Source organism: Dactylosporangium siamense (assembly GCF_016862795.1).
GTDB lineage: Bacteria > Actinomycetota > Actinomycetes > Mycobacteriales > Micromonosporaceae > Dactylosporangium > Dactylosporangium siamense.
The window spans coordinates 1-26,183 of record NZ_BONQ01000208.1 but is presented as its reverse complement, the minus strand read 5'-3'; the positions used below and the strand labels follow the sequence as shown (position 1 = coordinate 26,183).

Annotated in this window: 28 protein-coding genes; 19 read left to right on the top strand and 9 right to left on the bottom strand. The window is 70.6% G+C overall.

Annotated elements, in window-relative coordinates:
- Positions 1-6 precede the first annotated feature (6 nt).
- Both Dsi01nite_RS55730 and Dsi01nite_RS55725 read left to right on the top strand, forming a co-directional pair.
- A complete protein-coding gene (locus Dsi01nite_RS55730; protein ID WP_203854673.1) occupies positions 7-645 on the top strand; it encodes an L-threonylcarbamoyladenylate synthase in 639 nt (212 codons plus the stop codon).
- Between the two features lie 4 nt (positions 646-649).
- Positions 650-1,231 (top strand): arsenate reductase/protein-tyrosine-phosphatase family protein, encoded by a 582-nt coding sequence (locus Dsi01nite_RS55725; protein ID WP_203854665.1) that lies wholly within the window; start codon positions 650-652, stop codon positions 1,229-1,231.
- 37 nt (positions 1,232-1,268) lie between these two features.
- Here Dsi01nite_RS55725 and Dsi01nite_RS55720 read toward each other — a convergent pair whose 3' ends face one another.
- Entirely contained in the window at positions 1,269-2,747 is a 1,479-nt protein-coding gene (locus tag Dsi01nite_RS55720) for an SDR family oxidoreductase (protein WP_203854664.1), read from the bottom strand.
- Between the two features lie 43 nt (positions 2,748-2,790).
- On the opposite strand from Dsi01nite_RS55720, the gene glyA reads away from it, so the two are divergent.
- Both glyA and Dsi01nite_RS55710 read left to right on the top strand, forming a co-directional pair.
- Positions 2,791-4,041, top strand: a complete 1,251-nt coding sequence (gene glyA, locus Dsi01nite_RS55715) for a serine hydroxymethyltransferase (protein ID WP_203854663.1) — start codon at positions 2,791-2,793, stop codon at positions 4,039-4,041.
- Positions 4,038-4,436 (top strand): Cg1360 family ATP-synthase-associated protein, encoded by a 399-nt coding sequence (locus tag Dsi01nite_RS55710; RefSeq protein WP_203854662.1) that lies wholly within the window; start codon positions 4,038-4,040, stop codon positions 4,434-4,436. Before glyA ends, Dsi01nite_RS55710 begins: the two co-directional genes overlap by 4 nt.
- Here the strand turns inward: Dsi01nite_RS55710 and Dsi01nite_RS55705 are convergent.
- Positions 4,433-4,888, bottom strand: coding sequence for a hypothetical protein (locus Dsi01nite_RS55705; RefSeq protein WP_203854661.1), 456 nt, complete (start codon positions 4,886-4,888; stop codon positions 4,433-4,435). The genes Dsi01nite_RS55710 and Dsi01nite_RS55705 overlap by 4 nt on opposite strands.
- A gap of 225 nt (positions 4,889-5,113) precedes the next feature.
- Here Dsi01nite_RS55705 and Dsi01nite_RS55700 point away from each other — a divergent pair, with 225 nt between their 5' ends.
- The 8 genes from Dsi01nite_RS55700 to atpD all read left to right on the top strand — a co-directional run bounded on the left by Dsi01nite_RS55700 (position 5,114) and on the right by atpD (position 11,902).
- Complete coding sequence (locus tag Dsi01nite_RS55700; protein ID WP_203854660.1) at positions 5,114-5,329, top strand: AtpZ/AtpI family protein; 216 nt, start codon at positions 5,114-5,116, stop codon at positions 5,327-5,329.
- Positions 5,330-5,361: 32 nt separating this feature from the next.
- On the top strand, positions 5,362-6,141 hold the full coding sequence (atpB, locus tag Dsi01nite_RS55695; RefSeq protein WP_203854659.1) for a F0F1 ATP synthase subunit A: 780 nt from the start codon (positions 5,362-5,364) through the stop codon (positions 6,139-6,141).
- A 99-nt stretch (positions 6,142-6,240) separates the two neighbouring features.
- The gene (gene atpE / locus Dsi01nite_RS55690) at positions 6,241-6,465 is read left to right on the top strand and encodes an ATP synthase F0 subunit C (protein WP_203854658.1); all 225 of its coding nucleotides are present in this window, start codon (positions 6,241-6,243) and stop codon (positions 6,463-6,465) included.
- 38 nt (positions 6,466-6,503) lie between these two features.
- Positions 6,504-7,049 carry a F0F1 ATP synthase subunit B gene (locus tag Dsi01nite_RS55685; RefSeq protein WP_203854657.1) on the top strand — a complete coding sequence of 182 codons (546 nt, stop codon included), beginning with the start codon at positions 6,504-6,506 and terminating at the stop codon, positions 7,047-7,049.
- Positions 7,046-7,867 (top strand): F0F1 ATP synthase subunit delta, encoded by an 822-nt coding sequence (locus Dsi01nite_RS55680; protein WP_373318972.1) that lies wholly within the window; start codon positions 7,046-7,048, stop codon positions 7,865-7,867. Before Dsi01nite_RS55685 ends, Dsi01nite_RS55680 begins: the two co-directional genes overlap by 4 nt.
- Positions 7,868-7,907: 40 nt before the next feature.
- Positions 7,908-9,545 (top strand): F0F1 ATP synthase subunit alpha, encoded by a 1,638-nt coding sequence (atpA, locus tag Dsi01nite_RS55675; protein WP_203854655.1) that lies wholly within the window; start codon positions 7,908-7,910, stop codon positions 9,543-9,545.
- Between the two features lie 3 nt (positions 9,546-9,548).
- On the top strand, positions 9,549-10,475 hold the full coding sequence (locus Dsi01nite_RS55670) for a F0F1 ATP synthase subunit gamma (RefSeq protein ID WP_203854654.1): 927 nt from the start codon (positions 9,549-9,551) through the stop codon (positions 10,473-10,475).
- Positions 10,475-11,902, top strand: coding sequence for a F0F1 ATP synthase subunit beta (gene atpD, locus Dsi01nite_RS55665; protein ID WP_203854653.1), 1,428 nt, complete (start codon positions 10,475-10,477; stop codon positions 11,900-11,902). The genes Dsi01nite_RS55670 and atpD overlap by 1 nt, the downstream gene beginning before the upstream one ends.
- Positions 11,903-11,957: 55 nt before the next feature.
- Here the strand turns inward: atpD and Dsi01nite_RS55660 are convergent, their stop codons facing one another.
- Complete coding sequence (locus tag Dsi01nite_RS55660) at positions 11,958-12,848, bottom strand: calcium-binding protein (RefSeq protein ID WP_203854652.1); 891 nt, start codon at positions 12,846-12,848, stop codon at positions 11,958-11,960.
- Between the two features lie 216 nt (positions 12,849-13,064).
- Between Dsi01nite_RS55660 and Dsi01nite_RS55655 the strand changes: the two genes are divergently transcribed.
- From Dsi01nite_RS55655 to Dsi01nite_RS55645, 3 genes are all read left to right on the top strand, one after another.
- Positions 13,065-13,349, top strand: coding sequence for a F0F1 ATP synthase subunit epsilon (locus tag Dsi01nite_RS55655; protein ID WP_203854651.1), 285 nt, complete (start codon positions 13,065-13,067; stop codon positions 13,347-13,349).
- 16 nt (positions 13,350-13,365) lie between these two features.
- Positions 13,366-13,821 carry a DUF2550 domain-containing protein gene (locus tag Dsi01nite_RS55650; protein WP_203854650.1) on the top strand — a complete coding sequence of 152 codons (456 nt, stop codon included), beginning with the start codon at positions 13,366-13,368 and terminating at the stop codon, positions 13,819-13,821.
- A gap of 93 nt (positions 13,822-13,914) precedes the next feature.
- The gene (locus tag Dsi01nite_RS55645; RefSeq protein WP_203854649.1) at positions 13,915-15,486 is read left to right on the top strand and encodes an outer membrane protein assembly factor BamB family protein; all 1,572 of its coding nucleotides are present in this window, start codon (positions 13,915-13,917) and stop codon (positions 15,484-15,486) included.
- Here Dsi01nite_RS55645 and Dsi01nite_RS55640 read toward each other — a convergent pair.
- Positions 15,483-16,055, bottom strand: coding sequence for a cob(I)yrinic acid a,c-diamide adenosyltransferase (locus Dsi01nite_RS55640; protein ID WP_203854648.1), 573 nt, complete (start codon positions 16,053-16,055; stop codon positions 15,483-15,485). The genes Dsi01nite_RS55645 and Dsi01nite_RS55640 overlap by 4 nt on opposite strands.
- A gap of 28 nt (positions 16,056-16,083) precedes the next feature.
- Between Dsi01nite_RS55640 and murA the strand changes: the two genes are divergently transcribed.
- The gene (gene murA / locus Dsi01nite_RS55635) at positions 16,084-17,367 is read left to right on the top strand and encodes a UDP-N-acetylglucosamine 1-carboxyvinyltransferase (protein ID WP_203854647.1); all 1,284 of its coding nucleotides are present in this window, start codon (positions 16,084-16,086) and stop codon (positions 17,365-17,367) included.
- 239 nt (positions 17,368-17,606) lie between these two features.
- On the opposite strand, the gene Dsi01nite_RS55630 is transcribed toward murA, so the two are convergent.
- Positions 17,607-17,921 (bottom strand): hypothetical protein, encoded by a 315-nt coding sequence (locus tag Dsi01nite_RS55630; protein WP_203854646.1) that lies wholly within the window; start codon positions 17,919-17,921, stop codon positions 17,607-17,609.
- Between the two features lie 88 nt (positions 17,922-18,009).
- On the opposite strand from Dsi01nite_RS55630, the gene Dsi01nite_RS55625 reads away from it, so the two are divergent.
- Positions 18,010-18,861, top strand: a complete 852-nt coding sequence (locus tag Dsi01nite_RS55625; protein WP_203854645.1) for a 3-hydroxyacyl-CoA dehydrogenase family protein — start codon at positions 18,010-18,012, stop codon at positions 18,859-18,861.
- Here Dsi01nite_RS55625 and Dsi01nite_RS55620 read toward each other — a convergent pair.
- Genes Dsi01nite_RS55620 through Dsi01nite_RS55610 form a run of 3 tightly spaced genes read right to left on the bottom strand, consistent with a single transcriptional unit; the run spans position 18,846 to position 22,703 of the window.
- Positions 18,846-21,038, bottom strand: coding sequence for an ATP-binding protein (locus Dsi01nite_RS55620; RefSeq protein WP_203854644.1), 2,193 nt, complete (start codon positions 21,036-21,038; stop codon positions 18,846-18,848). The genes Dsi01nite_RS55625 and Dsi01nite_RS55620 overlap by 16 nt on opposite strands.
- A gap of 40 nt (positions 21,039-21,078) precedes the next feature.
- Positions 21,079-21,864: an ABC transporter permease gene (locus Dsi01nite_RS55615; protein WP_203854643.1), complete on the bottom strand. Its 786-nt coding sequence runs from the start codon at positions 21,862-21,864 to the stop codon at positions 21,079-21,081.
- Entirely contained in the window at positions 21,861-22,703 is an 843-nt protein-coding gene (locus tag Dsi01nite_RS55610; protein ID WP_239137259.1) for an ABC transporter ATP-binding protein, read from the bottom strand. The genes Dsi01nite_RS55615 and Dsi01nite_RS55610 overlap by 4 nt, the downstream gene beginning before the upstream one ends.
- A gap of 78 nt (positions 22,704-22,781) precedes the next feature.
- Between Dsi01nite_RS55610 and Dsi01nite_RS55605 the strand changes: the two genes are divergently transcribed.
- The gene (locus tag Dsi01nite_RS55605) at positions 22,782-24,767 is read left to right on the top strand and encodes an ethylmalonyl-CoA mutase (protein WP_203854641.1); all 1,986 of its coding nucleotides are present in this window, start codon (positions 22,782-22,784) and stop codon (positions 24,765-24,767) included.
- Positions 24,768-24,775: 8 nt separating this feature from the next.
- Here Dsi01nite_RS55605 and Dsi01nite_RS55600 read toward each other — a convergent pair whose 3' ends face one another.
- The gene (locus Dsi01nite_RS55600; protein ID WP_203854640.1) at positions 24,776-25,405 is read right to left on the bottom strand and encodes a DUF4126 domain-containing protein; all 630 of its coding nucleotides are present in this window, start codon (positions 25,403-25,405) and stop codon (positions 24,776-24,778) included.
- A gap of 89 nt (positions 25,406-25,494) precedes the next feature.
- Between Dsi01nite_RS55600 and nucS the strand changes: the two genes are divergently transcribed.
- Positions 25,495-26,154 (top strand): endonuclease NucS, encoded by a 660-nt coding sequence (nucS, locus tag Dsi01nite_RS55595; protein WP_203854639.1) that lies wholly within the window; start codon positions 25,495-25,497, stop codon positions 26,152-26,154.
- Positions 26,155-26,183 lie beyond the last annotated feature (29 nt).

The window sequence follows — 26,183 nt, the reverse complement described above, 5'->3', positions numbered from 1 at the left end:
CGCGTGATGCTCTACGACTGCAGCCAGCTTGCCGAGCGCGACCGCGGGATCGCCGCCGCGATCGAGGCGGTGGGCCGCGGCGACCTGGTGGTCCTGCCGACCGACACGGTCTACGGCATCGGCGCCGACGCCTTCAAGTCTTGGTCGGTCACCGCCCTCAACAACGCCAAGGGCAGTTCCGCGCCCGTGCCGGTGCTCGTCGGGTCGCGGCACACCCTCGACGGGCTCGTCTTCGGGCTGCCGCAGGCGGCGCGGGACCTGGTCGACGCGTTCTGGCCCGGTGCGCTCACCATCGTCGTGGAGCACGCGCCGAGCCTGCAATGGGACCTCGGCGGCGGCGACGGCACGGTCGCGGTGCGCATGCCGCTGCACCCGATCGCCCTCGAGGTCCTGCGCGAGACCGGCCCGATGGCGGTGTCGTCGGCCAACAAGCAGGGCCAGCCGGCGGCGGAGACCGCGGCCGAGGCGCGCGACCAGCTGGGCTACTCGGTGAGCGTCTACCTGGAGGGCGGCCCGTGCCCCGAGCCGGTCGCCAGCACGATCATCTCGGTGACCAACAGCGAGCACCGGGTGCTGCGGGCCGGCGCGATCCCGATCGAGAAGCTCCGTGAGGTCGTGCCGGGCCTCATCGGCATCGGCGAATAGCCAGATGGCCCCGTTCAGCGTCCTGTGCGTCTGCATGGGCAACATCTGCCGGTCGCCGATGGCCGAGCGGCTGCTGGTCGCCGACCTGGCCGCCCTCGGCGCGGAGCCCGACCTGGTCTATGTCCACGGCGCCGGCACCGGCGGCTGGCACGCGGGGGAGCCGATGGACCCGCAGGCGGCCCGGCAGGTCCTCGCGCGTGGCGGGGACACCAGGGGCTTCAAGGCCCGCAAGCTGCTGGCCGAGCACGTCGACGCCGCGGATCTGGTGCTGACCGCCACCGCCGAACAGGTCGACTTCGTCGTGTCGTTGCGGCCCGACGCGGCGGCCAGGACCTTCGTCTGGGGGCAGTTCGCCCGGCTGCTGCCCGCGGTGACCGCCGACCTGCCGGCCGCGGGACGCGACGCGGACTCGATCCATGCCCGCGGGGTCGCGCTGGTCGACCTGGTGGACAAGGCCCGCGACGAGGTGCGCGACGAGGACGACCTGGCCGACCCGTGGGGCCGCCCCGACGACTTCTTCGGCATCGTCGCCGACCAGGTCCAGGCCCTGACCCGGCCGCTGGCCAGGGCGCTGCTCAGCCGCTGACCAAGCTCCAGGGGCAGCCGCTGACCGGGCTCCAGGGTCAGCCGCTGACCGGCTCCAGGGCCGGCTGCCGCTCGGCGGAGCGGGCGATGTTGCGTGCCATGCCGCCGAAGATGAACGCGTGGAAGGGTGCCACCCCCAGCCAGTACAGGTGGCCGGCCAGCCCGCGGGGCAGGAAGACGGCGCGCTGCTCGTACACCGCGCGCCCCTGCTCGTCCTGAGCGGCCCGCATCTCCAGCCAGGCCCTCCCGGGCAGCTTCATCTCGGCCCGCAACCGCAGCAGCTCGCCCGGCACGATCTCCTCGACCCGCCAGAAATCCAGGGCCTCACCGACGAACAGGCGCTCGGGGTGCCGGCGGCCGCGGCCCGGTCCGACCCCGCCGGCGAGCCGGTCCAGCCAGCCGCGGACGGACCAGGCGAGCGGGAACGAGTGCCAGCCGTTCTCGCCGCCGATCGCCTCGATCACCCGCCACAGCCGGTCCGGCGGTGCGTCGACCCGGCGGGTGCGCTCGTCGTGATACACGGTGCCGCCGGACCACGACGGGTCCGAGGGCAGCGGGTCGCTGGGCGCCCCGGGCAGCACCGCGTCGGCCCAGCGGGTCTCCACGTCCGCGTCACGGATCTTGCGCAGGGCGAGCCGGACCGCGAGGTCGAAGCCGGTCAGCCCGTCGTGCGGGTCGGGCACGAACCCGGCGATGTCGTGCTCCCGGCAGACCGCCTCGTGGATGAGGCTGCCGACGAGCGGCCGGGCGATCCGGTTCGGCACCGGCGTCACCAGGCCGACCCAGTGCGAGGACAGCCACGGCGTGAGCGGCCGCACCGGCAGCAGGACCCGGTGGGGGAGGCCGGCGACGCGTGCGTACCGGCGCATCATGTCGGCGTAGGTGAGCACGTCGGGTCCGCCGATGTCGAACGCGCGGTTGAGCTGCACGGGGAAGACCGTCGCGGCGGCGACCAGGTAGCGCAGGACGTCGCGGATCGCGATCGGCTGGATCCGGTTGCGCACCCACCTGGGCGTGACCATGACCGGCAGCCGTTCGGTGAGGTACCGCAGCATCTCGAACGACGCCGAGCCGGAGCCGATGATGACGGCGGCGCGCAGCACCACGGTCGGCACGCCGCTGCGCAGGAAGATGCCGGCGACCTCGCCGCGGGAGCGCAGGTGCGCGGAGGCGCGCTCGTCCGGTTCGGGTCCGCCGAGATACACGATCCGCCGCACGCCGGCGTCGAGGGCGGCGACGGCGAGGTTGAGCGCGCTGAGCCGGTCGACGTCCTCGAAGGACGCCTGGCCGAGCGCGTGGACCAGGTAGTAGACGACGTCGACGTCGCGCATCGCCTCGGCGAGGCCCTCGTCCCGGGCGACGTCGCCGGTGGCCACCTCGACGCGGCCCGCCCACGGCACGTCCCGCAGCCGCCGGGGGTCGCGGGTCAGGCAGCGCACCTCGTGCCCGGCCGCGAGGAGGCGGGGCACCAGCCGTCCGCCGACATATCCGGTCGCGCCGGTCACGAGGCATCGCATGACTTCATGCTTACCCTGCGCTGATGCGCCCTAGACTCGTTTCATGGCCGAGACCTACTGGGGGCCGGACTTCGACGCGCTCCGCGAGACGGATCCGCAGATCGCCGACGTCGTCCTGGATGAGCTGCAGCGACTGCGCGGCGGCCTGCAGCTCATCGCGAGTGAGAACTTCACGTCCCCGGCGGTGCTCGCCGCGCTGGGCTCGACCCTGACCAACAAGTACGCGGAGGGATACCCGGGCCGCCGCTACTACGGTGGTTGCGCCGCCGTCGACCGGGCCGAGGAGCTCGCGATCGAGCGGGCCAAGGCGCTGTTCGGGGCCGAGCACGCCAACGTGCAGCCGCACAGCGGCGCGAACGCCAACCTGGCCGCGTACGCCGCGCTGCTCATGCCCGGCGACACCGTCCTGGCGATGGAGCTGCCGCACGGCGGGCACCTGACCCACGGCAGCAAGGTCAACTTCTCCGGCAAGTGGTTCAACACCGTCGGCTACCCGGTCCGCCGCGACGACGAGCTGATCGACTACGACGAGGTGCGCGACCTCGCCCTCGCGCACCGGCCGGCAATGATCATCTGCGGGGCGACCGCGTATCCCCGGCTGATCGACTTCGCCCGCTTCCGCGAGATCGCCGACGAGGTCGGCGCCTACCTCATGGTCGACGCGGCGCACTTCATCGGCCTGGTGGCCGGCAAGGCGATCCCGTCACCGGTCGCCTACGCCGACGTGGTCAGCTGCACCACGCACAAGGTGCTGCGCGGGCCCCGCGGCGGCATGCTGCTGTGCCGGGAGACGCTCGCCCAGCGGGTCGACAAGGCGGTCTTCCCGTTCACCCAGGGCGGCCCGCTCATGCACGCGGTCGCGGCGAAGGCGGTCGCGCTGCACGAGGCCGCCCAGCCGGCGTTCGCCGACTACGCGGGTCAGGTCGTGCGCAACGCCCGGGCCCTCGCCGCCGGCCTCTCGGATCAGGGGATGCGGCCGGTGTCCGGTGGCACCGACACCCACCTGGCCCTGATCGACCTGCGCGGGCTGGGCATCACCGGCCGCGACGCGGAGGAGCGCTGCGACGCGGCGGGGATCACGTTGAACAAGAACGCCATCCCGTACGACCCGGAGAAGCCGATGACCGCCTCCGGCGTGCGGGTCGGCACCCCGTCGGTGACGACGCAGGGCATGGGGGAGCCGGAGATGGCCGAGATCGCGGCGCTGATCGGCGCGGCGATCCGCGGTGAGCAGGTCGGTGACCGGGTGACCGACCTCGTCGGGCGGTTCCCCGCGTATCCTCGTCCCTTGTGAAGAAGCGGCTGCGGCACCTCCCGACCGCGTTGATCGCGATGGGCGTCCTGCTCGTGGTCGCCATGCCACTCGCCGGCTGGCGCGACGGCGCCGACGGCGCGCTCGGCGCCCTCGCCGGCGCGGGCCTGGTCGCGCTGAGCTACACGCTGTCGAGCCTGATCATCGCGGTGATCGACCTGCGGGCCAGGCACCTGCTGGTGCCGGTGGCGATGAGCACCTACCTGCTGAAGTTCACGCTCATCGGCGTGGTCATGTGGATCGTCGCGAGCACCGACTGGGGCGGGCTGCCGTGGCTGGGCGCGCTGGTGATCGCCGCGACCCTGATCTGGGTCGCCGCGCAGGCCGTCTGGGTCTGGCGGGCCAAGATCCCCTACGTTGAGATCGAGCCCTCTTAGCAGGGGTTCCGGCGCTCGCCGCTGGTCCCGGACAGCTGTTTCGTGCGCTTGTTGTCGACGACCGAGCCCTCGACCAGGGTGCGGAACGTGCCGGCCGCGCAGGCGGTGCCGACCTGACGGGTCCTGGCCGCCGCGGAGACCTCGCGGGTCGTGTCGACCGACTTGCTGGCGAACGACTCCCTGACCACCGTGGTCCAGGTGCCGCCGTCGTTGCGCTGAAGCTGGACCGTGACGGTGAGGCCGTCGGGCCCGGGGGAGTCGCAGCGGAACTGCGCCGCGGCGACGATCCGGCCGTCCTTCTTGACCGGCCGCTGTGGTGAGACAGAGCACAGCACGGCGACGCTGCCGCCGCTCGATGCCGCCCTGGGCGTGCTGCCGGTGCCGGTCTTGGTGATCACGATCGCGGCGAGGATCAAGAAAAACGCGATGACGGTGTTGCGCAAGGTCGTCACCCCAACACATATTGTTACGCTGAGCCTCCAGCTAACCCTCTGGGGGTGACCGTGCGCAACATTCACTCACGCATCAGTCGTGTAGTTGACGTTCGCCAAGCGTTAGGCGTAGTAACGTTGACGGCCGTCGGTTGATGCATCCGGCCCCTAGAGCAACCCCCGCGCGACGAGCACGCGGGGGTCGATGCACGGGTGCTCCCGGCAGGCTGATATGGTCACCGCGTCATGGCCGGTAACCAGACACCCAAGCAGTCCGGAGCGAGTGGCGCCAACGAAGGTTGGGCCGCCGTCGGATACCTCATCTCGGGCATTGCCGTGTGGGGCTTCGTCGGCTGGCTGATCGATGAGTGGCTCAACGCCGGAGGCATCATCACCGGAATCGGGTGTGTGCTCGGCGCCGCTGGTGGCATCTACCTGGTCGTCAAGCGCCTCGGCGCCTGAGACCTGGTTGTTTCGATAACGAGAGGGACGTGGTGAGCGGTCTGGTTTTGGCGGAGGTGCCTTTCCCGCCCAGCGTGGATGACATCTTCCCCCCCAGTCTCTGGGAATCGGCGCCTGAGTGGTTGACGAAGTTCAGCTTGTTCCTGTGGCTGGCCGTCGCCGTGGTGCTGATCTACTTCCTGGTGTCCTACCGCGACCCCAAGATCGTCCCGACCAAGAAGCAGTGGCTCGCCGAGTCGATCTACGGTTTCGTGCGGGAGGGCGTCGCCAAGGACGTCATCGGACACGAGGGGCTGCGATTCGCGCCATATCTCGCGTCGCTGTTCTGCTTCATCCTGGTCGGCAACATCTTCTCGATCGTGCCGCTGATCCAGGTCTCGCCGAACGCGCACATCGCGTTCCCGGCAGTGCTGGCGCTGTCGACCTACGGGCTCTACCTGTACCAGGGTTTCAAGAAGCACGGCTTCGTCGGCTACCTCAAGCACGCGACCGTGCTGCCCGCCCCGTGGTTCATGCAGCCGCTGCTGCTGCCCATCGAGGCCCTGCAGGCGTTCATCCTCCAGCCGGTCACGCTCGCCCTGCGTCTGTTCGCCAACATGTTCGCCGGGCACATGCTGCTGCTGGTCTTCACGCTGGGCGGCTTCGCGCTGCTCAACGCCGAGAGCCTCTTCCTCAAGCCCGTCGCCCTGGTCTCCTGGGCGATGACCATCGCGCTCACGTTCTTCGAGCTGCTGATCGCCGCGCTGCAGGCCTACGTCTTCACGCTGCTGACGGCCAACTACCTGGCCGGCACGCTGGCCGAGGAGCACTGAGCCGAGCTTTCCCCCGCTCTGTCATTTCGATAGCGAGCAGCACCACCTTTTTCAGTTGTCCCGCGTGAGCGTCACGCGAGATCTCGGAAGGATTCACTCATGACCCTGGCAGCAGTCTCCGGTAGCCTCGCCGCCGTCGGCTATGGCCTCGCCGCCATCGGCCCCGGCATCGGCGTCGGCATCATCTTCGCGTCGTACATCCAGTCGACGGCTCGTCAGCCCGAGTCGGCCGGTCTGACCCGTACGTACATGTTCCTCGGCTTCGCCGTGGTCGAGGCGCTCGCCCTGCTGGGTATCGCCTTCGGCTTCGTCTTCGGCAAGTAGCTCCCGCCTCCACCAACACCTAAAGCGGGAGGTTTCCCATGCTGTTCCTCGCTGAAGGGGCAGAGCACAACCCGATCATCCCGATCTGGCAGGAGATCGTCCTCGGCTTCATCGCCTTCGGCATCCTCTGCTACGTGCTGATGAAGTTCGTCTTCCCCCGTATGGAGGAGACCTTCCGCGCGCGGGTTGACGCGATCGAGGGTGGCATCAAGCGCGCCGAGGAGGCGCAGGCCGAGGCAAACCGGCTGCTGGAGCAGTACAAGCAGCAGCTCGCCGAGGCCCGCACCGAGGCGGCCAGCATCCGGGACGAGGCGCGTGCCGACGCCCAGGGCATCCGTGAGGACATCCTCACGAAGGCCCGGGAGGAGAGCGACCGCATCATCGCGGCGGGCCGCGAGGCCCTGCAGACCGAGCGGCAGACCATCGTCCGCCAGCTGCGCGCCGAGATCGGCTCCCTCGCCGTCGACCTCGCCGGTCGGATCGTCGGGGAGTCCCTCGAGGAGGAGGCCCGCCGCCGTGGCACGGTCGAGCGGTTCCTCGACGAGATCGGCGACGGTGCCGCCGGCACCGCCGGGCGGCGTTGATGGACACCATCAACCGGGAGACCTACGGGGCCGCTGCCGACAAGCTCGCCGCATTCGCGGCGAGCGCTGACGTTCAGCGGATCGGTGCGGTCGCCGAGGAGATCCTCTCGGTGGCCGGGCTGCTGCGGCGCGAGCCGCGGCTGCGCCGTGCCCTGGCCGACCCGGGTCGCTCCGGCGAGGACCACGCCGCCCTGCTGCGGTCCGTCCTCACGGGCAAGATCGGCGACGACGCCCTCGAGCTGCTCGCGACCCTGGTCTCGGGCCGTTGGTCCGGTCCGGGCGCGATGCTCGACGGCGTCGAGCTGCTCGGCGTCACCGCGGAGCTGTCCGGCGTGGACCGCGCCGGCGACCTCGGCGACGTCGAGGACGAGCTGTTCCGGTTCGGGCAGGTCGTCTCCGGCGACCCCCGCCTCGCCTCGGCGCTCGCCGACAGCACCTCGCCGCTCGAAGTGCGCGTCCAGCTGATCCGTGACCTGCTCAAGAGCAAGGCCAAGCCGGCGACGGCGCGACTGGCGGAGCTGGCGGCCGCCGGCTTCGGTGGCCGGGGCTTCGACAGCTCACTGACCCGCCTCATCGAGCTGGCCGCGAAGCAGCGCGACCACTCGGTGGCCTACGTGACCACCGCGGTCCCGCTGACCGAGGCCGACGAGCAGCGCCTGGCCGCCCGTCTGGCGGAACTGTACGGTCGAGAGGTCTCGCTGAAGGTCGACGTCGATCCGCGCATCATCGGAGGCGTGCGGGTCAAAGTCGGTGCGGACCTCTATGACGGCACGGTGTCGCGTCGACTCGCCGAGGCGAAGACGGCACTCGCCAAATAATCCCCGAAGCTTGATTCACTTCCAGATAGAAGGTTGAGGAATGGCCGAGCTGACCATCTCCTCGGACGACATTCGGGGCGCACTTGAGCGCTACGTTTCGTCCGTTGATTCACGGATCTCCCGCGAGGAGGTCGGCGTCGTCTCGTACGCCGGCGACGGTATCGCCCAGGTCGAGGGTCTGCCCTCGACGATGGCCAACGAACTGCTCGAGTTCGAGGACGGCACGCTCGGCGTCTCGCTCAACCTTGACGTCCGCGAGATCGGCGTCGTCGTCCTCGGCGACTTCGAGGGCATCGAGGAAGGTCAGCAGGTCAAGCGGACCGGCCGGGTGCTCTCGGTCCCGGTCGGCGACGCCTTCCTCGGCCGCGTGGTCAACCCGCTCGGCGAGCCGATCGACGACCGCGGCGAGATCGTCAACGAGGGGCTCCGCGAGCTCGAGCTCCAGGCGCCCAACGTCATGGCCCGCCAGCCCGTCAAGGAGCCCCTGCAGACCGGCATCAAGGCGATCGACGCCATGACCGCCATCGGTCGGGGCCAGCGTCAGCTGATCATCGGTGACCGGAAGACGGGCAAGACCACGGTCGCGCTCGACACGATCATCAACCAGCGGGACAACTGGAAGTCCGGCGACCCGAAGAAGCAGGTCCGCTGCATCTACGTCGCCATCGGCCAGAAGGCCTCGACGATCGCCGCGACCCAGGGCGTCCTCGAGGAGCAGGGCGCGATGGAGTACACGACCATCGTCGCCTCCCCGGCGTCCGACCCGGCCGGCTTCAAGTACCTCGCCCCCTACGCCGGCTCGGCCATCGGCCAGCACTGGATGTATGGCGGCAAGCACGTCCTGATCGTCTTCGACGACCTGACGAAGCAGGCCGAGGCCTACCGCGCCGTGTCGCTGCTGCTGCGCCGCCCGCCGGGCCGTGAGGCCTACCCGGGCGACGTCTTCTACTTGCACTCCCGGCTGCTGGAGCGCTGCGCGAAGCTGTCCGAGGAGCTCGGTGGCGGCTCGATGACCGGTCTGCCGATCATCGAGACCAAGGCCAACGACATCTCGGCCTACATCCCCACCAACGTCATCTCGATCACCGACGGTCAGGTCTTCCTCGAGTCCGACCTGTTCAACCAGGGTGTGCGTCCCGCCATCAACGTCGGCACCTCGGTGTCCCGCGTCGGCGGCTCGGCCCAGGTCAAGGGCATGAAGGACGTCGCCGGCCGGCTCCGGCTGGACCTCGCGCAGTACCGCGAGCTGGAGGCCTTCTCGGCGTTCGCGTCCGACCTGGACAAGGCGTCGCGGGCCCAGCTGGACAAGGGCGCCCGCCTGGTCGAGCTGCTCAAGCAGCCGCAGTTCTCCCCGTTCGCGGTCGAGGACCAGATCGTCTCCGTGTGGGCCGGCACCACCGGCCAGCTCGACGACATCCCGGTCAGCGAGATCCGTCGCTTCGAGGGCGAGTTCCTGCAGTACCTGCGCAGCAACCGCAAGGACCTGATCGCCGGCATCGCCGAGTCCAAGAAGCTGCCGCAGGACGCGATCGACGGTCTGACCGCCGCGATCAAGAGCTTCAAGCAGGTCTTCACGGTCAAGGGTGCCGACGCCCCGGTCAACGAGGCCCCGGCCAAGGCGCTGCAGGGTGAGCAGGCTCGCGAGACCGTCACCCGCCAGGTCCGGAAGTCGGGCTGAGCCATGGCCGGTCAGGTACAGGCACTGCGCCGGAGGATCCGCACGGTCAAGTCGACCAAGAAGATCACCAAGGCGCAGGAGCTCGTCGCCACGAGCCGCATCGGTAAGGCGCAGGAGCGGGTCGCCGCGTCGCGCCCCTACGCCGAGGCGATCACGGGCGTGCTGACGGCACTGGCGACCAACACCAACGTCGATCACCCGTTGCTGGTGCCGCGCAACCCGGTCCGCCGGGCCGGGGTGCTGCTGGTCACCAGCGACCGCGGGCTCTGCGGCGGCTACAACGCCAACGCGATCCGCCAGACCGAGCAGCTGATCGCGCGACTGCGCGCCGACGGCAAGCAGGTCGCGCTCTACGTCTCCGGGCGCAAGGGCGTGGCCTACTACCGGTTCCGTGGTCGCGAGATCGCGGGCAGCTGGACCGGCTTCTCCGAGCAGCCGCGGTTCGAGAACGCGCGGGAGATCGGCGAGACGCTGATCCAGGCCTTCGTGAACGGCGCGGACGACACGGTCGACGGTCCCGGCCCGGACGGCATCTACGGTGTCGACGAGCTGTACATGGTCCACACCGAGTTCCGCTCGCTCATGACGCAGGTCCCCGTCGCGCGCATCGTCGCTCCGATGGAGGTCGAGGAGCAGGAGGTCTCCGGACCCCTGCCGGCGTACGAGTTCGAGCCGGAGGCCGAGGAGCTGCTCGAGGCGCTCCTGCCGAAGTACATCAACACGCGGATCTTCGCGGCGTTGCTGGACTCGGCGGCGAGTGAGTCGGCGGCCCGCCGGCGCGCCATGAAGAGTGCCTCAGACAACGCCGACGACCTGCTGAAGCGGTACACCCGCGAGATGAACTCCGCTCGGCAGGCGGCGATCACCCAGGAGATCAGTGAGATCGTCGGCGGCGCCAACGCGCTGGCGGCGACGGGAAGTGATGTGTGATGACTGCACCAGCCAAGACCGCGGTCGGCCGCGTCGTCCGGGTCATCGGCCCGGTCGTCGACGCCGAGTTCCCGCGCGACGCCATGCCCGAGATCTACAACGCGTTGCACGTCGACGTGACCCTGGCCGAAGGCTCCAAGAAGCTGACGCTCGAGGTCGCACAGCACCTCGGTGACAACCTGGTGCGCGCCATCTCCATGCAGCCGACCGACGGCCTGGTCCGCGGCGCCGAGGTGCGCGACACCGGCTCCGGCATCTCCGTGCCGGTCGGCGACGTCACCAAGGGCCACGTGTTCAACGCCCTCGGCGAGGTGCTCAACGCCGACGAGTCGAAGCTCGAGATCAACGAGCGGTGGGAGATCCACCGCAAGGCTCCCGCGTATGCCGAGCTCGAGCCGAAGACCGAGATGCTGGAGACCGGCATCAAGGTCCTCGACCTGCTCGCGCCGTATGTGCGCGGTGGCAAGATCGGCCTGTTCGGCGGTGCCGGCGTCGGCAAGACGGTCCTGATCCAGGAGATGATCATCCGGGTCGCCCGGAACTTCGGTGGCACCTCGGTGTTCGCCGGCGTCGGCGAGCGCACCCGTGAGGGCAACGACCTCATCCTGGAAATGGCCGAGGGCAACGTCCTGGACAAGACCGCCCTGGTCTTCGGCCAGATGGACGAGCCCCCGGGCACCCGTCTGCGGGTCGCCCTGTCCGCGCTGACCATGGCGGAGTACTTCCGTGACGTGCAGAACCAGGAGGTGCTGCTCTTCATCGACAACATCTTCCGGTTCACGCAGGCCGGCTCGGAGGTCTCGACGCTGCTCGGCCGTATGCCGAGCGCCGTCGGCTACCAGCCGACCCTGGCAGACGAGATGGGCCAGCTCCAGGAGCGCATCACCTCCGTGCGGGGCAAGGCCATCACCTCGCTCCAGGCGATCTACGTGCCCGCCGACGACTACACCGACCCGGCGCCGGCCACCACGTTCGCCCACCTGGACGCGACGACCAACCTCGAGCGGTCGATCTCGGACAAGGGCATCTACCCGGCCGTCGACCCGCTGGCGTCCTCGTCGCGAATCCTCGCGCCGGAGTACGTCGGCCTCGAGCACTACACGGTCGCCCGTGAGGTGCAGCGGATCCTGCAGAAGTACAAGGACCTGCAGGACATCATCGCCATCCTCGGTATGGACGAGCTGTCCGAAGAGGACAAGGTCACCGTCGGCCGGGCCCGGCGCATCGAGCGGTTCCTGTCGCAGAACACCTACGCGGCGGAGCAGTTCACCAACGTCCCCGGTTCGACCGTCCCGCTCAAGGAGACGATCGAGTCGTTCAAGAAGATCTCCGAGGGTGAGTACGACCACTTCCCCGAGCAGGCCTTCTTCATGTGCGGCGGTCTCGAGGACCTCGAGCGCAACGCGCACGAGCTCATGAAGGACTGACGCTCCGGCGTGTCACGAGGGCGTCCCCTGGTTGCGGGGGACGCCCTCGCTGCGTCTACGGCGTGACCACCAGGCCGCAGTTCACCGTGGTGCCGCCGTCGGCCTCGGTGTAGCACCAGTCGGAGGCCGGGCCGCCGTCCAGGGCGTCGAAGCCGGCCCCGCCGCGGAGCGTGTCGACGCCGCCCTCGCCGTACAGGCTGTCGTTGCCGCCCTGCCCGCGCAGCGTGTCGTTGCCGTTGCCGCCGCGCAGGGTGTCGTTGCCGGAGGTCGGGAAGCACACCATGAACAGGCAGATGTCGCCGGTGCCGCCGTCCAGGACGTTGGCCGACGCGTTGCCGGTGAGCGTGTCGCCGCCGGCCCCGCCGGTGAGGTTCTCCACCCCGCTCACATAGGTGTCCTCGGCCCCTCCGGTCGCCAACGCGGCCACCACGGCGCCGATGCGTCCCTCGTAGGACACCGTGTCGCTGCCGGCGCCTCCGGCGATCCAGTCGTCGCCGGGGCCGGAGTAGATGAGGTCGTCGCCGTCGCCGCCCGCGACCTCCTGGTTCGAGCCGCCGTTGCCGCCCGTGCGCACGACGTCGTTGCCGGCGCCGAGGTTGAGGTGCCCCGGACGGGTCGTCTGGTTGTCGAGGGAGTCGTTCAGGTCGCCGAGGTCGACGTCCCAGAAGCTCAGGATGCGTTCGCACTCCATGACGGTGTCGTCGCCGAGGACCGGGTAGACGCAGTCGTCCTCGTCCGACGTGATGGGCACGACGTCGTCGACGCGATACAGGTTGACGCCCACCGACGTCAGCACCACCACGTTGGCCTGGCCGGGGGCCGCCACGTAGACGACCTCGCCGCCGCTGAACGAGATCTCGGCGGCCGGGACGCCGGCCCGGGCCTGCTGGGGGACCGCGACGCCCGCCGCGATCAGGACCGTGGTCGCGGCGATCCTTCCTCGCATGAAAATCACCTCCGTCGTTTTCAGTGAAGGGCCCACCGTGACAGGGTGACGTGCGTCACGCTCTGAAGTGTCGGATACCTACCTTCAGCCGATTCGCACCCGCCACTTCACCCGCATTTCATGAGTTGTGCCAACGTGGCGAGGCCCACTGCTCGCCTCGTCGGATCATTGACTACACTCGGCAAAACCGAATCGCGCACACGAGGAGTAACTAGCGTGGCGAGGCAGCTGCACGTCGAGCTCGTAGCCGTCGAGGAAAAAGTCTGGTCCGGTGACGCCGACATCGTCATGGCGCGCACGACGGAGGGCGACCTCGGTGTGCTCCCCGGCCACGCGCCGCTCCTCGGTCAGCTGGCCGAGCCGGGCCAGGTGCGCATCAAGCACTCGGGTGGGCAGGAGATCGCCTTCGACGTCTCGGGCGGGTTCCTCTCCGTCACGGCGACCGGGGTGACGGTGCTCGCCGAGAGTTGCACCCCCGCATCCGCGCAAGCCGCGCACTGACACGCGGGCGGCGTCGGTGAGGATCGTCGAGGGAATCGGCATCGGGGTCCTCATCCTGCTCGCCGCGCTGGCGTTGCTGTTCCTCCGCCGCGTCGTCATCGCCCGCCAGGGCGGCACGATCGAGCTGGGTGTCCGGCTGAGCACCATGGTGCCCGGCCGGGGCTGGTCCGCGGGTCTGGCCCGCTTCGCCGGCGACGACCTGCGGTGGTATCGCATCTTCAGTTTCTGGCCCGGCCCACGCCGGGTGCTTTCCCGGCGTGGGCTCTCCGTCGACCGCCGGCGCACCCCGGACCCGGCCGAGCTGCTCGTCCTCCCGCCCGACTGGGTGATCGTGCGGTGCATCAGCCGCCAGTCGCCGGTCGAGATCGCGATGGCGGAGCGGGCGCTGACCGGGTTCCTGTCGTGGGTGGAGGCGGCGCCTCCGGGTGAGTCGACCCCGGAGACCCGGCCGTACCGGTATCGCACAAACTAGTCAGAAATTGACGACCGTCTCTCGTCTAGGGGAGACTGGCGCGGCCTGAGAGCGCTCTCCAAGTGGCCCGCCGTCCACCCCTAGGAGCATCCCTTGCTGCCCAGAATGCTTGCCGCCCTGGTTCTCACCACGGCGGTCCTGTTCGCGGTGCCCACCCCCGCCGCGACCGCCGCCGTCACCTGCGGCGGCACCAACATCGCGCTCAACCGTCCCGCCACCGCGTCCTCCTCGGAGAACGGCGGCCTGCTGCCGGCGAAGGCGTTCGACGGCAACACCGGCACCCGCTGGTCCAGCGCCTTCAGCGACCCGCAGTGGCTGCAGGTCGACCTCGGCACCGCCCAGCAGCTGTGCCGGGTCGCCCTGCGCTGGGAGGCCGCCTTCGCGCGCACCTTCACGCTGCAGGGTTCCGCCACCGGGGCCGCCGGTTCCTGGTTCGACCTGGTGCCGGCCGCCACCGGCGCCAGCGGAACCCAGACAATCGACGTCACCAGCGCCACGCCCGCCCGATTCGTGCGCATGACGGGGCTGACCCGGGCCACCCGCTACGGCTACTCGCTGTTCGAGCTCGAGGTGTACCCGACGGTGGTGCCCCCGACCACCTCGGCGGCCTGGCCGACCTGGGGCGGCGGGCCGGGACACGCGGGGGTCAACGCGGGCGAGCGGACCCTGGGCAACGCCAACGTGGCGGGCCTGCACCGGCTGCGCCTGACCGCGGGCAACATCGACTCCCCGGTCGCCGCCGACGGCTCCGCCTACGGGGTGATCGGCGCCGGACAGCTCGCGGCCGTCGACCTGGCCACCGGTGCGGTGCGCTGGACGTCGCCGGCGTCGAGCGAGTTCGCGCTGCGGTTCACCACCCCGGCGACCGTCGGCAACGGCCTCGCCTTCGGCGGGACGCTGACCGGCTGGGTCCGCGCGTACGACACCGCCACCGGCGCGGAACGGTGGGCCGCCAGGATCGACGGCAACCAGCTGTTCCACGCGCCGATCCTGGTCGGTGACACCCTCTACGCCAAGGGCGACGCCCAGGGCGACAACACGCTCATCTACGCCTTCAACGCCGCCACCGGCGCGGTCCGCTGGACCCGCGAGCTCACCGGCTACACCCAGGCCACCCTGACCTACGACAGCGGGCGTCTCTACCTCGCCGGTGGCAACTCGGGCCTGCTGAGCGCCGTCGACGCGGGCACGGGCGCCGTCCTGTGGTCGGTGCCGGTCATGTCGACGCAGGTGCAGTACGCCCCGGTGGCCGCCGGCGGCCGGGTGTTCCTGCCCGGTGCCCTGGCCGCCTACGACGGGGCCACCGGACGGCTGCTGTGGAACCGGGGCGGCGGCTACAGCTTCCCGGCCGTGCTGGACTCGACCCTGTACGGCGTCGACTTCTCCACGACGCCGCCGACCCTGCGCGCGATCGACCCGGCGACCGGCACGGACCGGTGGACCTTCAGCCAGGCCGGTCCGGCCATCACCAACAGCTTCTTCAGTGCGGCTCCGGTCCTGGCCAACGGCGTCCTGTACGTCAACCTCGGCCGGGTCCTCGCCATGGACCCGGCCACCCGCCAGGTCCGGTGGACCGGCCCCGAGGGTGCGACCTCGGGGCCGGTCGTCGCCGACGGCCGCGTGCTCATCCACACCGGCGAAGGCCTGGGGGTCTACGGTCTTTAACGATTCGCGCCCGGCACCCACTTCACGTCGCCGTCCGGGTTCGCCACCCGGCCGAGGATGAACAGCAGGTCCGACAGCCGGTTCAGGTACTTCACCGCCAGCTCGTTCGTGTGCTCCGGGTCGAGCTCCATCAGCGCCCACGCGCTGCGCTCGGCCCGGCGCGTCACCGTCCTCGCCACGTTGAGCAGCGCCGCGCCCGGGGTGCCACCCGGAAGGATGAACGAGTCGAGCTTCGGCAGCCGCTCGTTGAACGCGTCACACCAGCCCTCCAGGCGCGTCAGGTACTCCTCCGTCACCCGCAGCGGCGGATACTCCGGCGCCTCGGTGATCGGGTTGCACAGGTCGGCGCCGACGTCGAACAGGTCGTTCTGCACCACGTGCAGCACCGTCCGCAGCTCTTCGGCCAGGTCGCCCAGCGCCACGGCGACACCGAGCGTGGCATTGGCCTCGTCCACGTCGGCGTACGCACCGATCCGCGGATGGGTCTTCGGCACCCTGGAGAAGTCGCCCAATCCGGTCGTGCCGGTGTCACCGGTCTTGGTGTAGATGCGGGTGAGGTGAATGGCCATGGTTTGCACGGTACGGAATGCCCCTACGATGACCGACGTGGACGTGATCCGTGTGATGGGCGGCGCCAGGCTCGCCGGTGACGTGTCGGTCGTCGGCGCCAAGAACTCCGCACTCAAGCTCATGGCGGCCGCGCTGCTGGCCACCGGGCGGTCGGTGCTCACCAACGTGCCCCGCATCACCGACATCGCCATCATGGCGGAGGTGCTGCGCCGGCTCGGCTGCGAGGTCGAGCAGGACGAGGACCGCGTCATCATCGACGTGCCCGAGCGCCTCGGCACCGAGGCCGACTACGACCTCGTGCGCCGGCTGCGCGCCTCCATCTGCGTGCTGGGCCCGCTGCTGGCCCGCTGCGGCCACGTCCGCGTGGCGCACCCCGGTGGCGACGCGATCGGCTCCCGGGGCCTCGACATGCACGTGGAGGGCCTGCGCCGGATGGGCGCGGACATCTCCGGCGAGCACGGCTTCGTGATCGCCACCGCGCCGAAGCTGCACGGCGCCACCATCTGGCTCGACTTCCCCAGCGTCGGCGCCACCGAGAACCTCCTCATGGCGGCGGTGCTGGCCAACGGCCGCACCGAGATCGACAACGCGGCCCGCGAGCCCGAGATCGTCGACATCTGCCGCATGCTCACCGACATGGGCGCCGAGATCTCCGGCGCCGGCTCCTCCCGCCTCGTCGTGGACGGCGTCGCTTCGTTGAATCCCGTCGAGCACCGCACCGTCGGCGACCGCATCGTCGCCGGCACCTGGGCCTTCGCCGCCGCGATGACCCGCGGCGACGTCACCGTGCACGGCATCGACCCGGGCTTCCTGGAGATCGCCCTGGACAAGGTCGCCACCGCCGGCGGCCAGGTCGACACCGCCGCGGACTCCTTCCGGGTCCGCATGGCCGACCGCCCGCGCGCCGTCGACGTGGTCACCCTGCCGTTCCCCGGCTTCGCCACCGACCTCCTGCCGATGGCGGTCGGCCTCGCCTCGGTCAGCGAGGGCTCGTCCCTCGTCACCGAGAACATCTTCGACGGCCGGTTCATGTTCATCAACGAGATGTCCCGCCTCGGCGCCGACATCCGCACCGACGGCCACCACGCCGTCGTCCGCGGCGTCGAGCGCCTCTCCGGGGCCCCGGTCACGGCGACCGACATCCGTGCCGGCGCCGGGCTGGCGATCGCGGGGCTGTGCGCCGACGGGGTCACCGAGATCCGCCACGTGCACCACATCGACCGCGGCTACCCCAGCTTCGAATCCGACCTGCGGGGCCTGGGCGTCGAGGTCGAACGCGCCGCCGCACCCCCGGACCAGTTCGACTTCTGAACGCTGTCTCCCGCCTGTCGCTGCGCGAAAGCTCGCTGCCCCACCGCAAGCGGCGGGTCCCGCCGGGGGATTCTCACCCCGGACCCCCAATGCGCCGCACGCGGCGCACAGTCCGCGTGCCGCGTGACTGGGATCCGCTCACGCGGGCATCCGGTGGCGGCTGCTGCTGTGCGCCCCGGTGTCCTGCGTGCCGGGTCCGCTCGTCCCCGGGTTGATCGAAGTCGCGCTGCGGTCGCTGCTCAGGGGGCGAGGAGGAGTCTGGCGCGGTCGTACTCGTCGGCGAAGACCAGGACGCGGACCATGCCGTCGTGGCCGGTGGCGAGGGTGGCGCGGACGCCGTTGTGGCGCAGGCGGTCGCGGACGTCGCGGGCGAACGCCAGGTCGCCGATCAGTGATACCGACCGCAGCAGCCCGTAGTCGAGGGTGGTGTCCAGGCTGGACGGGTGGCGGCCGCCGGGTGGTGCGGCCCTGCGTTCGCCGAGGCGGAGCAGCCGGATGATCAGGATGAGGGTGGCGAGTGCACCGGCCGAGGCCGCCCATCCTGCGAGGTACATGAGGGGCACCTCGACAGTCTGCCATTAGATGATCACTCTCCGGAGCCGGATAAGGTCAGCGGGTCGAGACGATACGAAGGGGTGTCACATGGCGGGTCGGTTGGCGGTCATCGGAGCGGGGCTGATGGGGTCGGGCATCGCCCAGGTCGCCGCGCAGGCCGGGTGGGAGGTGACGCTGCGGGACCTGACCGACGAGGCGGTCCGGCGCGGCGTCGACGGTATCGAGAAGTCGCTGACCAAGTTCGCGAGCAAGGGCGTGATCGCCGAGGGCGATGTGCACAGTGCCCTCGCACGGATCACGACCACCACGGATCTCGACGCGGCGGGCGAGGCGGACATCGTGGTCGAGGCGGTGTTCGAGCGGCTGGACGTGAAGCAGGAGCTGTTCGGCACGCTGGACAAGATCTGCCGGGCGGACGCGGTGCTGGCGACCAACACCTCCGCGATCCCCGTGACGCAGATCGCGACCGCGACACAGCGCCCCGAGCAGGTCGTGGGGACGCACTTCTTCAGCCCCGTGCCGGTGATGAAGCTGTGCGAGCTGGTGCGCGGCTACAAGACCAGCGACGCGACCCTCGCGACCGCCCGGAGCTTCGCCGAGGAGATCGGCAAGACCTGCATCGTGGTCAACCGGGACGTCGCCGGGTTCGTCACCACCCGGCTGATCGCCGCGCTGGTCGTCGAGGCGGTGCAGCTGGTCGAGAGCGGCGTGGTGAGCGCCGAGGACCTGGACCTGGCCTGCAAGCTGGGCTTCGGCCACGCGATGGGCCCGCTCGCCACCACGGACCTGACGGGCGTGGACGTGCTGTACCACGCCGCCAAGAACATCCACACGGACACCGCCGACCCGAAGTTCTTCCCGCCGGAGCTGCTGGCGCGGATGGTCGTCGCGGGTGACCTGGGGCGCAAGTCGGGGAAGGGCTTCTACACGTACTCGTGAGCGGTGACGCCGGCCGGGGCCGCCATGGCAACGGGCGCCCCGGGCACGGTGAAGCTGAAGCGGCTGCCGCCGCCCGGGTTGTCCACGACGATGATCGAGCCGCCGTGCCGGTCGATGACGCGGCGGCAGATCGCCAGGCCGAGTCCGGTCCCGCCGTAGGACTGGCCGGTGTGGGCCCGGTGGAACGACTCGAAGACGTGGGGCTTGTCCGCGTCGGGCACGCCGATGCCCCGGTCGGCCACCTCGATGCGGACCCAGCCCGCTCCGGCCGTCGACGCGCTGACGTCGACCTTCGGGGTGCGGCCGGGCTGCACGTACTTGAGGGCGTTGCCGATGAGGTTGTCCAGCACGTGCCGCAGCAGGGCGGGGTCCGCCTCGACCCGGGGCAGCGGGCCGACGTAGATGTCGGGGCGGACGGCCAGGTGGTTGACCCGTTCGGCGACGACCTCGCCGACGAGCGCGTTGAGGTCCAGTGGTTGCGGTTTCAGCGCCGCGTCGCGGGCGGTGGTGTAGGCGAGCAGGTCGTCGATGAGCCGGCGCATCCGCACCACCCCGGCGCTGACCCGGTCGATGCTGGCGGTGGCCTCCCGGGCCTCCCGCGAGTGCGGCGCGGCCGGTTCGAGCGCGTCGTGCGCCATCTCGGCGTGCGCCGCGATGACCGTCAGCGGGTTCTTCAGGTCGTGCGCGACGATGCCGGCGAACGCGGTCAGGTCCCCCTCGCGCTCGCGGACCTCGGTGATGTCGTGGAACACCGCGATGGCGCCGCGCCGCCCGTCGACGTCGAGCGGGCGGCCGCTGACGGACAGCAGGGTGCCCTCGGGCCGGGCGGCGTTGCGGATGACCATCTCGACCCGGTCGGTGGACTCGCCGGCCAGCGCCCGGACCAGTGGCAGCTCCTCGACCGGGAACTCGGTCATGCCGTCGGGGCGGTAGATGCCGTAGTGCTGCGGCCAGTCGCCGACGCCGTCCGCGGCGGCCTCCACGCCGAGCATCGCCTTGGCCGCGGGGTTCTGCACCAGGAAGTCGCCCCGCTCGTCGACCACGCCCACGCCGTCGCTGATCCGGTCGAGGATGCCGTTGAGCAGCGCGACCTGCCGGTGCGCGGTGCGTTCGGCCTCGCGCAGCTCGGCGGTGGCCGCGACGACCCGGGCCTCGGCGCGGGCCCGGCCGCCCGCCAGGGCCCACAGCATGAACACGACCAGGAGGGTCAGCATCGTGCCGCCGGCGCCGATCGCGAGGGGCGCGGTGTTGGCCGGGCCGCTGAGCCCGGCGAGCCGGTCGGAGTCGGCGGTCAGGATCAGCCGCCACTGCCGGTTGCCGATCGGGATGGTCACCTGCCGGCGCAGGTCCGGGTCGGTGACGCGGTGCAGGTACGCCACGCGGGTGTCCTGGCCGCCGCCGTTGTCGGCCCACAGGGCGGCGTCGACCTTGCCCTGGGTGGCCTCGTCCAGCACGCCGCCGACGAAGTTCTGCCCGCGCAGGCCGAAGACGACCCAGCCCTTGAACGTCTTGGTGCCCGATGCCGTCGGGTTGCCGTACACCGGGGCGGCGACCGCGAACGACAGCTGCTGTTGCGCCACCGGCAGGGCCCGGTCGCGCAGCAGCACATAGGTGTCGGAGACGGCGGGCCCTCCGGCGCGACGGGACTCGTTGAGCGCGGCGGTCGGCTCGGCGGACTGGGACAGGTCGGTGCCGGCCCTGGTGGCGGGCGCCCCGTCCAGCGGGCGGGAGAAGATGACGAACAGGTGCTCCCGGCCGCTGCCCTTGGCGGTCAGGTCGAGGTTGGTGACACCGCGGTCGCGCCAGAACCGCTCGACGTCGTCCAGTTGCGAGTCCTCCGCGGGCACGACGAAGACCAGCGACGTGGCGCCCGGCAGCCCGGCGTCGCGCAACGGGGCGGTGGTGGTGGCGAAGTCGTCGAAGGTCAGCGTCTCGTGCGCCCCGACCGCCGCCGCGACGGTGCGCAGGGCATCCAGGTACCGATGGATCTCCGTGCGGACCGCGGCCTCGGCGAGCGAGGTGTCCCGGTCCATGACCGCGTTGGCGCGCGCCTGCTGGTTGTGGCGCAGTGAGCCGGCGGCGTTCCAGGACGCCGCCAGGCCGAGGGCGAGGACGAGCAGGATCGCCAGGATGCCGACCGTGCCGGCATGCCGGACCGCCCTGCCCAGCTGACCCATCACCTTGCCCTGATCGGCGCCATGGCAGCGTCCCTGAGGATTACCCCCGGTCGGTCCAGCGGAACGTGAACACGCACAACGCCAGACCGATGATGACCCACGCGCCCAGCGCGATCGCGACGTATCCGAGCTGCCAGCCGCCGCCGACCTCCTGCGCCGCGAACGAGTCCGGCAGGAACACCGAGCGCATGCCCTGCGTGATCCATTTCAGCGGGAACAGCGAGGCGATGGTGCGCATCCACTCGGGGATGCTCGTGTACTGGAAGAAGACGCCCGAGATGAACTGCAGCACCAGTGCGACCGGGGTGACGATCGCCGGCGCGCCGCGTCCGGTCCGGGCGAGGGAGGAGAAGGCGATCCCGCACAGCGTGCACGCGCTGATGCCGAGCAGCGACACCCAGCCGAACGTGACCCATTTCGCTGCGGTCGAGGGCACCGGCAGGTCGTAGAAGGCCGCGGCGGTCGCCACCAGCACCACGGTCTCCGCCGCGCCGATCGCGAGCACCATGATGACCTTGCCGATGAAGTACGCGGTGCGCGGCATGGGCGTGCCCCGCAGCCGCTTCAGGATGCCCTTCTCGCGCTCCATCGGGATCTGGATGGCCAGGGACTGGAATCCCGTGGTCAGCAGCCCGGCGGCGATGATGCCGGCGGCGAAGTACTGGGTGAACGACACCCCCGGGGCGATCTCGGCGTCGAAGACCGACCCGAAGATGACCAGCAGCAGCAGCGGGAAGAAGAGGGTGAAGACCACCGACTCCCGGCTGCGCAGGAACTGCTTGATCTCCAGCCCACCGCGGGCGAACCCGAGCCGCAACGTCGTCATTCGCCGGCACCGATCATCCGCAGGTACACGTCCTCGAGGCTGGGTCTGGTCACGGTCAGGTCGGGCACCTCGCCGCCGAACTGCTCGGCGAGCCTGGCCACGACCGCGGTCGGCGTGTCGGTCTGCTCCTGCCGGGGGCCGTCGGGGGTGCGCCAGCCGACGGTCGCGCCGTCGGTGCCCCGGTTGCCCAGCCGCGCGGGGGTGTCCACGGCGACGAGCTTGCCGCCGACGAGCACGCCGACCCGGTCGGCGAGGGTCTCGGCCTCGTCCAGGTAGTGCGTGGTGAGCAGGATCGTGGTGCCGCCGGCGGCGAGCTGCCGGATCAGGCCCCAGAACTCGCGGCGCGCCTCCGGGTCGAAGCCGGTCGTCGGCTCGTCCAGGAACAGCAGCTCCGGCCGGCCGATGATGCCGAGCGCCACGTCCAGGCGGCGTTTCTGCCCGCCGGACAGGACCCGGGTCCGGGCGCCGCGCTTGTCGGCGAGCCCGACCCGCTCGATGACGGCGTCCGGGTCGTCGGCGTTGCGGTAGTACTGGGCGAAGTGGTGCACGACCTCGCGGACCGTCAGGTCGTCGAACTCGCCGGTGCTCTGCAGCACGATGCCGACCCGCTGCCGCCACGCCGCGTCGGCGTCGTGCGGGTCGACGCCGAGGACGGTCGCCTCCCCGGAGGTGCGCTTGCGGAACCCCTCGAGGATCTCCACCGTCGTGGTCTTGCCCGCACCGTTCGGGCCCAGCAGGGCGAACACCTCACCGCGATGCACATCGAGGTCCACGCCATCGACGGCGACATGCCCCTTGTACCGCTTGTGTAGCCCGCGCACGGTGATCGCTTCCGTCACGGCGTTCACTATAGGCATCAGTGGCCCGGTGAGGATTTTCACCGCCCTGGGTAAATTACCGTTCAGTAAGGTGCTCGTATGGCGAAGCTTCCCGAACGCGACCGTCCATGGGTCATGCGCACCTATGCCGGACACTCGTCGGCGGCCGCGTCCAACGCGCTGTTCCGGCGCAACCTGGGCAAGGGGCAGACCGGCCTGTCGGTCGCGTTCGACCTGCCCACGCAGACCGGCTACGACCCCGACGCCGAGCTGGCGCGCGGTGAGGTCGGCCGGGTCGGCGTGCCGATCGCGCACCTCGGCGACATGAGGACCCTCTTCGACGGCATCGACCTCGGGCTCGCCAACACGTCGATGACCATCAACGCCACGGCCATGTGGCTGCTGAGCCTCTACGTGACCGTCGCGCGGGAGCAGGGCGCACCGCTCGCCTCGCTGGCGGGCACGACGCAGAACGACATCGTCAAGGAGTACCTGTCCCGGGGCACGCACATCTTCCCGCCGGGGCCGTCGCTGCGCCTGACCACCGACACGATCGCGTGGACCGTGGCGAACTGCCCGAAGTGGAACCCGGTCAACATCTGCTCGTATCACCTGCAGGAGGCCGGCGCGACGCCGGTGCAGGAGCTCGCCTTCGCCCTGGCCACCGCGATCGCCGTGCTGGACTCGGTGCGCGACTCGGGGCAGGTGCACGATTTCAGCGCGGTCGCGGCCAGGATCTCCTTCTTCGTCAACGCCTCGGTCCGCTTCGTCGAGGAGACCGCGAAGATGCGCGCCTTCGGCCTGCTGTGGGACCGCCTGCTTACCGACAGATACGAAATTTCGGATAAGTCGGCAAAACGGTTCCGCTACGGCGTGCAGGTCAACAGCCTCGGCCTCACCGAGTCGCAGCCCGAGAACAACGTGCAGCGCATCGTGCTGGAGATGCTGGGCGTCACGCTGTCCAGGGACGCGCGGGCACGTGCCGTGCAACTCCCGGCATGGAATGAAGCACTCGGCCTGCCGCGACCATGGGACCAGCAGTGGTCCCTGCGCATGCAGCAGGTCCTCGCCTTCGAGTCCGACCTGCTCGAATACCCCGACCTGTTCGAGGGCTCGCACGTCATGACCGCCCTCGTGGACGATCTCGTCGCCGGAGCGACCGCCGAGCTCGACCGCGTCCTCGCGATGGGCGGTGTCGTGGCCGCCGTCGAGTCCGGATACCTCAAGAGCGCGCTGGTCGCCTCGCTCGCCGAGCGGCGGGGGCGGATGGAGCGCGGCGAGGACGTCGTGGTCGGCGTCAACCGCTTCCCCGAGACCGAGCCGTCCCCGCTGGTCGCCGCCGGTGCCGCGGCGATCGAACAGATCGACCCGGCGGTCGAGGCGGCGGCCGTGGCGTCCCTGGCGGCCTGGCGCGACACCCGCGAGGCCGGCGAGGTCGACGCGACGCTCGCCCGGCTGCGGGAGGTCGCCGGCGGCACGGGCAACCTCATGGCGGCCACCCTCGACTGTGTCCGCGCGGGCGTGACCACCGGCGAGTGGGCGTCCGTGCTGCGCGACGTCTTCGGCGAGTACCGCGCCCCCACCGGCCTCACCGGCGCGGTCTCCGCCGGCGCGCCCGGCACCGCGATGGTGGCCGTGCGCGAGCGGGTCCGGCGCACCGCGGAGGAGCTCGGCGCTGGCCGGCTGCGGATGCTCGTCGGCAAGCCCGGCCTCGACGGGCACTCCAACGGGGCCGAACAGATCGCCGTCCGCGCCCGCGACGCCGGCTTCGAGGTGGTGTACCAGGGGATCCGGCTGACTCCGGCGCAGATCGTCGCGGCGGCGGTCGAGGAGGACGTGGATCTCGTCGGTCTTTCGGTCCTGTCCGGTTCTCATCTTGCGGCGGTGGCGTCGGTACTGGCTGGGCTACGAGCCGAGGGCCTCGACGACCTGCCGGTCGTGGTCGGCGGCATCATCCCGCCCGAGGACGCGCTGGCGTTGCGGGCCTCAGGGGTGGCCCGCGTCTTCACGCCGAAGGACTTCGCCATCACCGACGTCGTCGACGAACTGGTCACCGTCGTGCGGGAGGCGCACAAACTCCCCTGAGCCGGGGGTCAAGTGGCGCGGTACCCCTGGGACTGCGCCCACCTGGCGGCCGCCTTCTCCTCCTTGCGGCGCTTGCGCCGGCGCATCATCCACCAGAACACCAGCCCCAGCAGCACGACGAACAGCAGCACCAGCACCGGCAGGATGATCGCCACCAGCGACATGAAGACACTCGCGATGTCCTCGATGATGCTCACCACCGGCGCGCCGAAGCCCGCCGTGCTGGCGTTGATCACCGGTCTCGACGCCGCCTTCATCCCGTGCACACCCAGCGAGATCGCCCCGCCGGCCACGATCGGCACCCACTGATGGCTGCTGAAGAACGACCCCGGATCGGTCACGGTCACCGTCTGGGCGCCCGACGCCGCGCCGAAGGCGAGACCACCCGCGGTCGGCCGCACGAACGTCTGGATCACGTCGTTGACGTGGTCGACCACCGGCACCTTGTCAGCGACGAACTCGACCGCCAGCAGCGCCACGACGATCGCCAGGGTCCACCCGTTCTCCATCCACTTCCAGTTCTCGGGCAGCGTGATGAGATCGGTGTACCTCCCCAGCACGCCGATCAAGAGCAACGGGATGTAGGCGTTGAGCCCGGCCGACGTGGCCAGGCCGAGGCCCGTCAATGACTCCAGCACGCACCTAGCATGACATCGACGCGCCACCCGGGCGCGGCGCACCGGGTGTCAGTCCGGCATCACCGGCCGCTGCGGTTAGGCTGTCGCGCGTGCGTCTCGTCATCGCCAAGTGCTCGGTCGATTACATCGGCCGGCTCACGGCCCACCTGCCGCCCGCCATCCGCCTCATCATGGTCAAGTCCGACGGCTCCGTGCTGGTGCACTCCGACACCGGCGGCTACAAGCCGCTGATGTGGATGACCCCGCCCTGCCGCCTGGAGGAGACCGAAGGCCTGTGGAGGGTCGTCAACAAGGGCGGTGAGGAGCTGCAGATCACCGTCGAGGAGATCCTGCACGACAGCGCCCACTCCCTCGGCATCGATCCCGGCCTGGTCAAGGACGGTGTCGAGGCCCACCTGCAGGTCCTGCTCGCCGCCCACCCGCAGACCCTCGGCGAGGGCTACACCCTGGTCCGCCGCGAGTACATGACCGCCATCGGCCCCGTCGACCTGCTGTGCAAGGACGCCCAGGGCGCCTCCGTCGCCGTCGAGATCAAACGCCGCGGCGAGATCGACGGCGTCGAACAGCTCACCCGCTACCTGGAGCTGCTGGGCCGCGACCCCCTGCTCGCCCCGGTGCGCGGCATCTTCGCCGCCCAGGAGATCAAGCCGCAGGCCAGAGTGCTGGCCGAGGACCGCGGCATCCGCTGCGTCGTCCTGGACTACAACGTCCTGCGCGGCATGGTGAAGGACGAGCTGACGCTCTTCTAGCTGCCGCAGCGGAGCTGCGGCGGCGGGGG

Bases quoted from the DNA above. Each gene is read 5' to 3' on its own strand.
- atpD (WP_203854653.1), top strand. From the start codon at position 10,475: ATGACTGCACCAGCCAAGACCGCGGTCGGCCGCGTCGTCCGGGTCATC.
- Dsi01nite_RS55660 (WP_203854652.1), bottom strand. From the start codon at position 12,848: ATGCGAGGAAGGATCGCCGCGACCACGGTCCTGATCGCGGCGGGCGTC.
- atpE (WP_203854658.1), top strand. From the start codon at position 6,241: ATGACCCTGGCAGCAGTCTCCGGTAGCCTCGCCGCCGTCGGCTATGGC.
- atpA (WP_203854655.1), top strand. From the start codon at position 7,908: ATGGCCGAGCTGACCATCTCCTCGGACGACATTCGGGGCGCACTTGAG.
- Dsi01nite_RS55685 (WP_203854657.1), top strand. From the start codon at position 6,504: ATGCTGTTCCTCGCTGAAGGGGCAGAGCACAACCCGATCATCCCGATC.
- Dsi01nite_RS55630 (WP_203854646.1), bottom strand. From the start codon at position 17,921: ATGTACCTCGCAGGATGGGCGGCCTCGGCCGGTGCACTCGCCACCCTC.
- Dsi01nite_RS55720 (WP_203854664.1), bottom strand. From the start codon at position 2,747: ATGCGATGCCTCGTGACCGGCGCGACCGGATATGTCGGCGGACGGCTG.
- glyA (WP_203854663.1), top strand. From the start codon at position 2,791: ATGGCCGAGACCTACTGGGGGCCGGACTTCGACGCGCTCCGCGAGACG.
- murA (WP_203854647.1), top strand. From the start codon at position 16,084: ATGACCGACGTGGACGTGATCCGTGTGATGGGCGGCGCCAGGCTCGCC.
- Dsi01nite_RS55725 (WP_203854665.1), top strand. From the start codon at position 650: ATGGCCCCGTTCAGCGTCCTGTGCGTCTGCATGGGCAACATCTGCCGG.
- Dsi01nite_RS55625 (WP_203854645.1), top strand. From the start codon at position 18,010: ATGGCGGGTCGGTTGGCGGTCATCGGAGCGGGGCTGATGGGGTCGGGC.
- Dsi01nite_RS55640 (WP_203854648.1), bottom strand. From the start codon at position 16,055: ATGGCCATTCACCTCACCCGCATCTACACCAAGACCGGTGACACCGGC.
- Dsi01nite_RS55730 (WP_203854673.1), top strand. From the start codon at position 7: ATGCTCTACGACTGCAGCCAGCTTGCCGAGCGCGACCGCGGGATCGCC.
- Dsi01nite_RS55670 (WP_203854654.1), top strand. From the start codon at position 9,549: ATGGCCGGTCAGGTACAGGCACTGCGCCGGAGGATCCGCACGGTCAAG.
- Dsi01nite_RS55700 (WP_203854660.1), top strand. From the start codon at position 5,114: ATGGCCGGTAACCAGACACCCAAGCAGTCCGGAGCGAGTGGCGCCAAC.
- Dsi01nite_RS55605 (WP_203854641.1), top strand. From the start codon at position 22,782: ATGGCGAAGCTTCCCGAACGCGACCGTCCATGGGTCATGCGCACCTAT.
- Dsi01nite_RS55620 (WP_203854644.1), bottom strand. From the start codon at position 21,038: ATGGGTCAGCTGGGCAGGGCGGTCCGGCATGCCGGCACGGTCGGCATC.
- Dsi01nite_RS55615 (WP_203854643.1), bottom strand. From the start codon at position 21,864: ATGACGACGTTGCGGCTCGGGTTCGCCCGCGGTGGGCTGGAGATCAAG.